The organism is Paraburkholderia sp. RL17-380-BIE-A, assembly GCF_046028085.1.
Lineage (GTDB): Bacteria > Pseudomonadota > Gammaproteobacteria > Burkholderiales > Burkholderiaceae > Paraburkholderia.
The window spans coordinates 453,523-460,191 of sequence record NZ_JARESQ010000004.1; the positions used below are offsets into that span (position 1 = coordinate 453,523).

Annotated in this window: 9 protein-coding genes; 6 read left to right on the plus strand and 3 right to left on the minus strand. The window is 62.9% G+C overall.

Going from position 1 to position 6,669, the window contains the following annotated elements; all coding sequences use genetic code 11:
• The first annotated feature begins 129 nt into the window (after nt 1–129).
• Nucleotides 130–384, plus strand: a complete 255-nt coding sequence (locus P0D68_RS09500) for a hypothetical protein (protein ID WP_408186033.1) — start codon at nt 130–132, stop codon at nt 382–384.
• Nucleotides 385–768: 384 nt separating this feature from the next.
• Here P0D68_RS09500 and P0D68_RS09505 read toward each other — a convergent pair whose 3' ends face one another.
• Nucleotides 769–1,092: a hypothetical protein gene (locus tag P0D68_RS09505; RefSeq protein ID WP_091794922.1), complete on the minus strand. Its 324-nt coding sequence runs from the start codon at nt 1,090–1,092 to the stop codon at nt 769–771.
• A 266-nt stretch (nt 1,093–1,358) separates the two neighbouring features.
• On the opposite strand from P0D68_RS09505, the gene P0D68_RS09510 reads away from it, so the two are divergent.
• The 3 genes from P0D68_RS09510 to P0D68_RS09520 all read left to right on the plus strand — a co-directional run bounded on the left by P0D68_RS09510 (nt 1,359) and on the right by P0D68_RS09520 (nt 3,102).
• Nucleotides 1,359–2,078, plus strand: coding sequence for a YdcF family protein (locus tag P0D68_RS09510; RefSeq protein WP_408293612.1), 720 nt, complete (start codon nt 1,359–1,361; stop codon nt 2,076–2,078).
• 247 nt (nt 2,079–2,325) lie between these two features.
• Complete coding sequence (locus tag P0D68_RS09515) at nt 2,326–2,565, plus strand: hypothetical protein (RefSeq protein WP_408186035.1); 240 nt, start codon at nt 2,326–2,328, stop codon at nt 2,563–2,565.
• 279 nt (nt 2,566–2,844) lie between these two features.
• Nucleotides 2,845–3,102: a hypothetical protein gene (locus P0D68_RS09520; RefSeq protein ID WP_007182306.1), complete on the plus strand. Its 258-nt coding sequence runs from the start codon at nt 2,845–2,847 to the stop codon at nt 3,100–3,102.
• 86 nt (nt 3,103–3,188) lie between these two features.
• Here P0D68_RS09520 and P0D68_RS09525 read toward each other — a convergent pair whose 3' ends face one another.
• On the minus strand, nt 3,189–3,479 hold the full coding sequence (locus P0D68_RS09525) for a putative quinol monooxygenase (protein ID WP_091794931.1): 291 nt from the start codon (nt 3,477–3,479) through the stop codon (nt 3,189–3,191).
• Between the two features lie 546 nt (nt 3,480–4,025).
• Between P0D68_RS09525 and P0D68_RS09530 the strand changes: the two genes are divergently transcribed.
• Nucleotides 4,026–5,345 carry an EAL domain-containing protein gene (locus P0D68_RS09530; protein ID WP_408186815.1) on the plus strand — a complete coding sequence of 440 codons (1,320 nt, stop codon included), beginning with the start codon at nt 4,026–4,028 and terminating at the stop codon, nt 5,343–5,345.
• Here the strand turns inward: P0D68_RS09530 and arfB are convergent.
• Complete coding sequence (arfB, locus tag P0D68_RS09535; protein ID WP_091794934.1) at nt 5,342–5,746, minus strand: alternative ribosome rescue aminoacyl-tRNA hydrolase ArfB; 405 nt, start codon at nt 5,744–5,746, stop codon at nt 5,342–5,344. The genes P0D68_RS09530 and arfB overlap by 4 nt on opposite strands.
• Before the next feature lie 151 nt (nt 5,747–5,897).
• On the opposite strand from arfB, the gene P0D68_RS09540 reads away from it, so the two are divergent.
• The gene (locus tag P0D68_RS09540) at nt 5,898–6,539 is read left to right on the plus strand and encodes a VC0807 family protein (RefSeq protein WP_408293617.1); all 642 of its coding nucleotides are present in this window, start codon (nt 5,898–5,900) and stop codon (nt 6,537–6,539) included.
• Nucleotides 6,540–6,669: the final 130 nt, after the last annotated feature.

Here is a 6,669-nt window from a genome sequence, read left to right on the forward strand (position 1 = left end):
GTCTGAAGCAGCGCGATAGTTGCGGGTGAAACATCCATTTACTATTACTTACAGCGTGCTTTCGCGACTGCGCATACCTTATACGTATGCAAACAGGCCTTGAGTCGATCGGCTTGACGGGAGCTCAGCATGAAACCAATGTCACTGCTTCTGTGCGGCATTGTCGTTTCATCAATGGCCGCACCGGCGCTTGCTCAGCAGCGCCAACAGGCATGGAACTGGCGGCCGGATCGTCCGGCTACCCTCGAAGCCTGGCAGCAAAGCGATACGCGTGGCCGCGACTTCACGCCGCCGGCGCCGCGCGGAGACTTGCGTGGCGATATCGCCAGTAACGTGCGCACGCGGCCGGAGGCGCCGCGGCAGGATCCGACGCGCCGGCGTTAATTAGTCAGCGCTTGGTCAGCGCTTGGTCGGCGGTCAGCCAGCGTGAGCGCGGAAACGGTTCGCGAAAACGGTTCGTTATGTGCTCGCGCGCCAAGGTGTGCTTTTAGTTAATTGGGGGAACCACCCCGCCGAATGGCAGTCTGATTTAACGCCATTAGCACAGCGTGGCAGTAGTAATTCCGGTACGCCCGTATCCTCGCGATACGGGCTTTTTTTTGCGCGTCTCGGGCGGATGCGAAATGTATGCGCGTACGGGCGCGCAAGACGCCCGACACGGCAGAGTGTGCTGTGCGATTACCCGCTAGAAGCCAGACGGACGCAGAAATGGGATCACCGCCAGCCGCGTCAAGCGGCTGGAAAGGTACGCCTGGCAGCCCGCCGGACTTATGGCCGGACTTCGAGCGCGGCAGTGGGCCGCGTGTCGGCTGTGGCGACGACGTAGTCGTTCATTCGCTGTGCGGTCCAACTGAGCAGGCGCTCGTCGTGTGCAAGCCGCGCGAATTCCGCTCTACCGCGCTCAGTCAGCACGGCAATGTCGACCGGTGCGTGGAAACCCGGAGCCGGTGCGACAGTGCGCTGCCGAACGGTGTCCATCAAGCCCAGTGCGCGAAGATATTGGAAGACGCCCGGTCTTCTGGCCCATGGGACCTGGCGATATTGCGCCCGCCGCAGCGCTTCAAGTACCGCTTCGTTGGAATACGTGGTCATCTCACTTCTTTCTTAAAGTGCAGCTATGACACATCCATGCCCAACACGTCACCGCGCCACCAGTGACGCGCTTGGCACCCGCCCTTGGCTGGAAGCTGGCTGCGATTGTCGCAGTCGAATTCCGCCAGGTGCTGCCTGGTCTCGTTTTCGGAACCCCCGTCTGAACGGCATGTTAGCGTTCTGCCTACGAGCCGACGATGCAACCGCTGCGGCGCGATAGCAAGCCCATAGATTTGTCCCGAAAGACATACGTTACCCCATTTAAATTGATTCTATTCACTTTATTAGCGCTTTTTTTTGCAGCAATCGTGCTATGGAAGCGCGCCAGGCGCCCGCTCGCCGTCTGCACGGTTGCCCTGTTCTGGCTGCTCGCCGCCGGCTGGCTCACCGCGCCTTTGCTGTATCTGGCGCAACCGCGCTGGCAGACCGATACGCCCGCCCGGTTCGCGCCGCGCACCGCGATCATCATGCTCGGCGGCGGCACGACCTACGTGGACGACCACACGCTCGTGCCTCCGCGCGACGTGATCGCGCGCATCTCGGCGAGTGCCGACAACTATGCCGCCTGCAAACGCGCGGCGGCCATATGCCGTGTGATCGTGAGCGGTGGCAATCCGCAGCGGCACCTCGCGACGGAAGCCGATACCTATTTGCCTTATCTGTTGCGTGAGCAGGTGCCGCGCGCGGATATCGTGCTGGAAAACAGCAGCCTCACTACCTACGAAAACGCGCGCAACGTATCCGCCATTCTGGATGGCTCACGTTACGATTCGTTGATCCTCGTTACCTCCGCCTATCAGATGCCGCGCGCCCTGCTCGACTTCCACCGCTTCGGCCTCGCGCCACAACCGATGATCTCGAACGCGCGGCGCGCACGTCTTGGTGTACTGCCTCGGTATGACAATCTGGTGAGTGCGGAGATCGCGTTGCATGAATTGATTGGCATCGCACAATTTCACGTCTATCGCGCAATCGGGTGGTTCTAGAATCCAGATGGCATTGAAAAGCCATTTATTTAGAAATGCGAAGGTTGTGGATCAGTGACGAAACATGATCGTGACTTATTCGCGAAGTCAGTCCGCATCGCGACCGCGCTCCGCGTAACAAGATGTAACGAATTGTCATCGCACTTACAAATCCGTCCGCTGGAGCGGATATTGCTGACTAGAATGCATTGTCTTTCCGTCTGGACAGGCAAGTACTCGGGTCCACAACCACTCTGCGGAGGTAGTAATGAAGAAAGTGTCCCTGGCGATCCTGGTTTCCCTCAGTGCCGTAACGGGCGCGGCTTATGCGCAGGACAACGGCGTCATGATGAGCACCGATCCGGCCAAGGCCGCCGACGTCGAGCAGCGCGCGCAAGATTTGCAAAACCGCCAGCAAGCAATGGAAAGCGCACCGGCCGCACCGATGAAACACCACAAGGGCGCCCCGCATCACAAAAAGGCGCCCAAGGCCGACGCCGGCTCCTAAGCACCGTTCACCCGACTCACCCGCGGCCGCGCCGCGATGGTGAAAAGCCGAAGCCAGCATCGCCGGTTTCGGCTTTTTTGTTGTCTAATGGTTTGGCGAGTGGTCTTCCGAAAGGTCTGGCGGAAAACTTGCGAGCCTCGCAGCAGGCCGGCGCGCCGGCCAGCCCCGAACATGCCGCTTAAGCCCTGCGGCGCGCGCCTGACGGTGTGCTAAAGTCGCGCACCGACCGGCGCCCAGCCGGAATCCCTAACCCGTGCGCACCCTGGTGCGGAGGACAGCATGAGCAACATCCAGCTTGATATCGAATGGACTGAAGCAGCATCTCGCAAAATCGAAAAACTGATGCCGCGCGGCGGTCAGGAGGCGTTTCTGGCGCTGCCGCCCGTCGAGTGCCTGCCGATGGAAGGCGACGTGCTGTTTCTTGGACCGGATGGCAAGCAGCAGCCGTTCATCGTCGCGGAACGGCAGTATCACCACGATGGCGATGCCGACTGGACCATCATCCTGATCCTCGACGTTCCGCAAGCCACGCATTGATCATCAGGTAGTCGTCAAACGGCGAGCGGGTTGCCGGCCGAACCGGCCCGGCAACCCGCTCGCCGTTATGCAACGTGTCCGTCCGTTCAGGCGATCTTCGACACGACGCGAATCTCAGCGTGCTCCACCCAATCCGCCACCGCTTTCCTGTAGGCCGCGATGTGCTCGGATTTCGCATGCGCTGCCAGTGCTTCCTGGCTTTCCCAACGCTCGACAAACACGAACCGGCGCGGCTCCTGCACGTCGCGGTGCAAGTCGTATTGAAGCGCTCCCTGCTCCTTGCGCGTCGGCCCGACCAGACCTTCGAGCGCCTGACGCAGTTGCTCTTCGTGCCCCGGCTTCGCCACCGAGATTGCGACCACCGCGATTTCCGACATGCCTAACCTCCGTTTCATTAAAAGCAGCAGCATACCGGGCGCCCACCAAACCTGCAGGACGCGGCTTCAAGGCGCCGGCTTCGCGGTCCATGCCTGCGCCCTGCTGACCCGATAACGCGCCCACGCATTCAAACGTCTAAGCCGCCCTCGCCTGGAGTTTGGCGGGTGTCCGCTCAGCGCCCTGTTACGCTCGATTTCATACATGCAAAAGATTGCGATGAAGGCAATCGGTTTTGCGCGCGGCGTATGGGCGCAAAACTCGCGCGGCGGGCCGGCGGCATCGTGCTGGATGGGCCTCGGGGAAAGGGTTTGCGGGGCGCCCGACATGTGCGCGAGTACGACCCCGCGTCTGTGATTACCCGCACATTCACGCGAATTGCAAACTGCTAGACTGGTTTTGACTAATCCGCCGGAGTCCAGCATGGCTGGCATTGCTCTCCGCGTTCCCGGGCTTTATCCGACCCGCCCTGCACACGTGGGGGCCGTGCCTCCGTTGCGCGCCGAATCGTCTGACGCGCCCCGTCACCCGCTTACCGCGATGCCGCCATGTCCGCACTCATGCCCGCCTTTATGCCATCCGTCAGCGAATTGACCCTGAGCGGCCTGCTCCCGCATCTGGTCCGGCACGAGTCCGGCTGGAGCGCGACGTGGCGCGCGCTGACTTTGCACAGCGTGTTCCAGCCGGTGCTTTCGGTCACGCACCAGCGCATCGTCGGTTATGAAGGACTGCTGCGCGCCTTCGATCCGGTCGGTTTGCCGGTCTCGCCAGAAGTGCTCTTCTCGGGCACCCGCTCGGCCGCCGACGCTCGTGAACTCGACCGTATCGCGCGCTGCCTGCATGTGGCGAACTTCATGGAGCAAGGCATCAGCACCGGGTGGCTGTTTCTGAATACGCGTCCACAGGTGTTCGAAACCGGCTGGCCGCAGCGCGCGTTCATCGACGAACTGTCGGCGCACTTCGGATTGCCTCAGGAGCGCATCGTGATCGAAGTGCTCGAGCAACCCGCCGACGACGAGTCCGCCGTCGCCAGCATGCTCGCCGCCTCGCAGCCGCGCGACTTCCTGATCGCGATCGACGACTTCGGCACCGGCTTCTCGAACTTCGACCGCGTATGGCGCTTCCGCCCCGACATCGTCAAACTCGACCGTTCGTTGGTCGCGCGCGCCGGCAGGCGCGAAGGCGACGATTCGATGATCAGCCACCTGATCGCGATGCTTCATCAATCAGGCACGCTGGTACTGGCTGAAGGCGTCGAAACCGACGAAGAATTGATGATCCTGATGGAAGCCGATGTGGATTTCGTCCAGGGTTTCTGGCTCGGTCAGCCGAAGAGCTCCGTGCAGGCGGCGTGCGCCGGCGTGCCGGCGCTGATCGAATCGATGTGGAGCAAGTTCGCCGACTACGAGCGCGAGCATGCCGGCCACCAGCGGCTGGGTTTCGAGGGTTTCGCCGAAGCAGTGCTGGCCGCCGCCGAGACCTACAAAACCACCGGCGATCTGCGCCAGGCGGCGCAAAAGGTGTGGCATCTGCCGGAGGCCCGCCGCGTGTTCATCACCGACGGACAAGGCGAACAAACCCTGCCCTCGGTCACGGCCGCCTCTGTGCCGCCGCCTCCGCTGCGGCTCGCGCCGCTCTATACCGACACGCGCAGCAACTGGTCGCGGCGCGCCTACTTCAAGCACGCGCTCGCCGCGCCGGGGCGCGTCGCGATGATGGGTCCGCACTATTCGCTTGCCGACGCTCAGGACTGCTACACCGCCGCCCTTGCATTCGAGCGTGACGGCACGCATGTGCTTTGCGTCGACTTCGTGCCGAGCGCCACCCTCCCCGACGTGCGCCCCGCGGGACGCGGCAGCAAGCGCTAATCGTCCACCCGGCCGCGGCCGGATTTGACCTCGCTGCGCTTGGCCTTGCTGTCGAGGCGCCGCAGGTTCGACGCGCGCGTCGGCCGGGTCGCCACGCGCTGCTTGCGCGTCACGCTGACGCTTTCGATCAGCTGATCGAGCCGCGCCAGCGCCGCCGCGCGATTCATGTCCTGAGTCCGATGCTCCTGCGCCTTGATGATCACGACGCCGTCACGCGTGAGCCGGTGATCGGACAGCGCAAGCAGGCGCATTTTCAACACTTCCGGCAACGACGAAGCGCGCACGTCGAAGCGCAGGTGGATGGCGCTCGAGACTTTGTTGACGTTCTGGCCGCCCGCTCCTTGCGCGCGCACTGCAGTCAGTTCGATTTCGTTCGACGGGATCGGATAGCGGGATGTCATGACACGAGATTGGGCTGGGAGACATGAGTGTACACAGTGCGCCCGAACGCCGATTATCGGCTATCGGGCGCGGCAGCCGATGCGAAAAACTATTTGCATCCGCTCCGCCGCGTCATCGATACTGCGTTTTTCGCTTACGGCGTAAATTAACATGAAGCTTCGTCCGGCTTTTGTGCTCGAACTGGCCGTCAACTTTCTGTTGCCATGGCTCGCCTACCGTCTCGCGTTGCCGCATCTGGGCGAGACCGGCGCGTTGATCGCGTCCGCCGTGCCGCCGATCGTCTGGAGCCTGGTTGAACTCGTGCGGTTTCGGCGCGTCGACGCGCTGAGCGTGATGGTGGTGGCCGGCATCGCGCTCTCGGTCGCGGCAATGGCGCTCGGCGGCAGTCCGCGCATGCTGCTGTTGCGCGAGTCGCTCGTATCCGGCGCGGTCGGCGTGGTGTTTCTGCTCTCGCTGCCCATGCGCCGTCCGCTGATCTTCTATCTCGCACGCGCCACCGTTGCCCGCGAAATGGAGGGCGGCGCCGCGCGCTTCGAAGCGCTGTGGCAGGAGCGGCCCGCGCTGGTCGCCGCGATCCGTCTGATGACGCTGGTGTGGGGCGTCGGCCTGACTGGCGAAACGGCGCTGCGTGCGTGGATGGCGCTCACCTGGCCGATCGAGCGCTTTCTGGTCGTTTCGCCGTTCATCGGCTACGGGATCTATGGCGGGCTGACGCTGTGGACGCTGTGGTATCGGAAGACCATGCGCGGGCGGGTCGACGCGCGCGTGCAATCGGGTGGCGCGCCTAGTTGAGGGCGTTCCACGCGCAATGCGTGGGGCTGCCGTTCTCCCGTTCTCCCGTTCTCCCGTTCTGCCGTTCTCCCGTTCTCCCGTTCTCCCGTTCTCCCGTTCTCCCGTTCTCCCGTTCTGCCGTTCTGCCGTT

Coding starts and splice junctions, on each gene's coding strand:
- P0D68_RS09500 (WP_408186033.1), top strand. CDS start 130: ATGAAACCAATGTCACTGCTTCTGTGCGGCATTGTCGTTTCATCAATG.
- P0D68_RS09530 (WP_408186815.1), top strand. CDS start 4,026: ATGTCCGCACTCATGCCCGCCTTTATGCCATCCGTCAGCGAATTGACC.
- arfB (WP_091794934.1), bottom strand. CDS start 5,746: ATGACATCCCGCTATCCGATCCCGTCGAACGAAATCGAACTGACTGCA.
- P0D68_RS09520 (WP_007182306.1), top strand. CDS start 2,845: ATGAGCAACATCCAGCTTGATATCGAATGGACTGAAGCAGCATCTCGC.
- P0D68_RS09540 (WP_408293617.1), top strand. CDS start 5,898: ATGAAGCTTCGTCCGGCTTTTGTGCTCGAACTGGCCGTCAACTTTCTG.
- P0D68_RS09515 (WP_408186035.1), top strand. CDS start 2,326: ATGAAGAAAGTGTCCCTGGCGATCCTGGTTTCCCTCAGTGCCGTAACG.
- P0D68_RS09505 (WP_091794922.1), bottom strand. CDS start 1,092: ATGACCACGTATTCCAACGAAGCGGTACTTGAAGCGCTGCGGCGGGCG.
- P0D68_RS09525 (WP_091794931.1), bottom strand. CDS start 3,479: ATGTCGGAAATCGCGGTGGTCGCAATCTCGGTGGCGAAGCCGGGGCAC.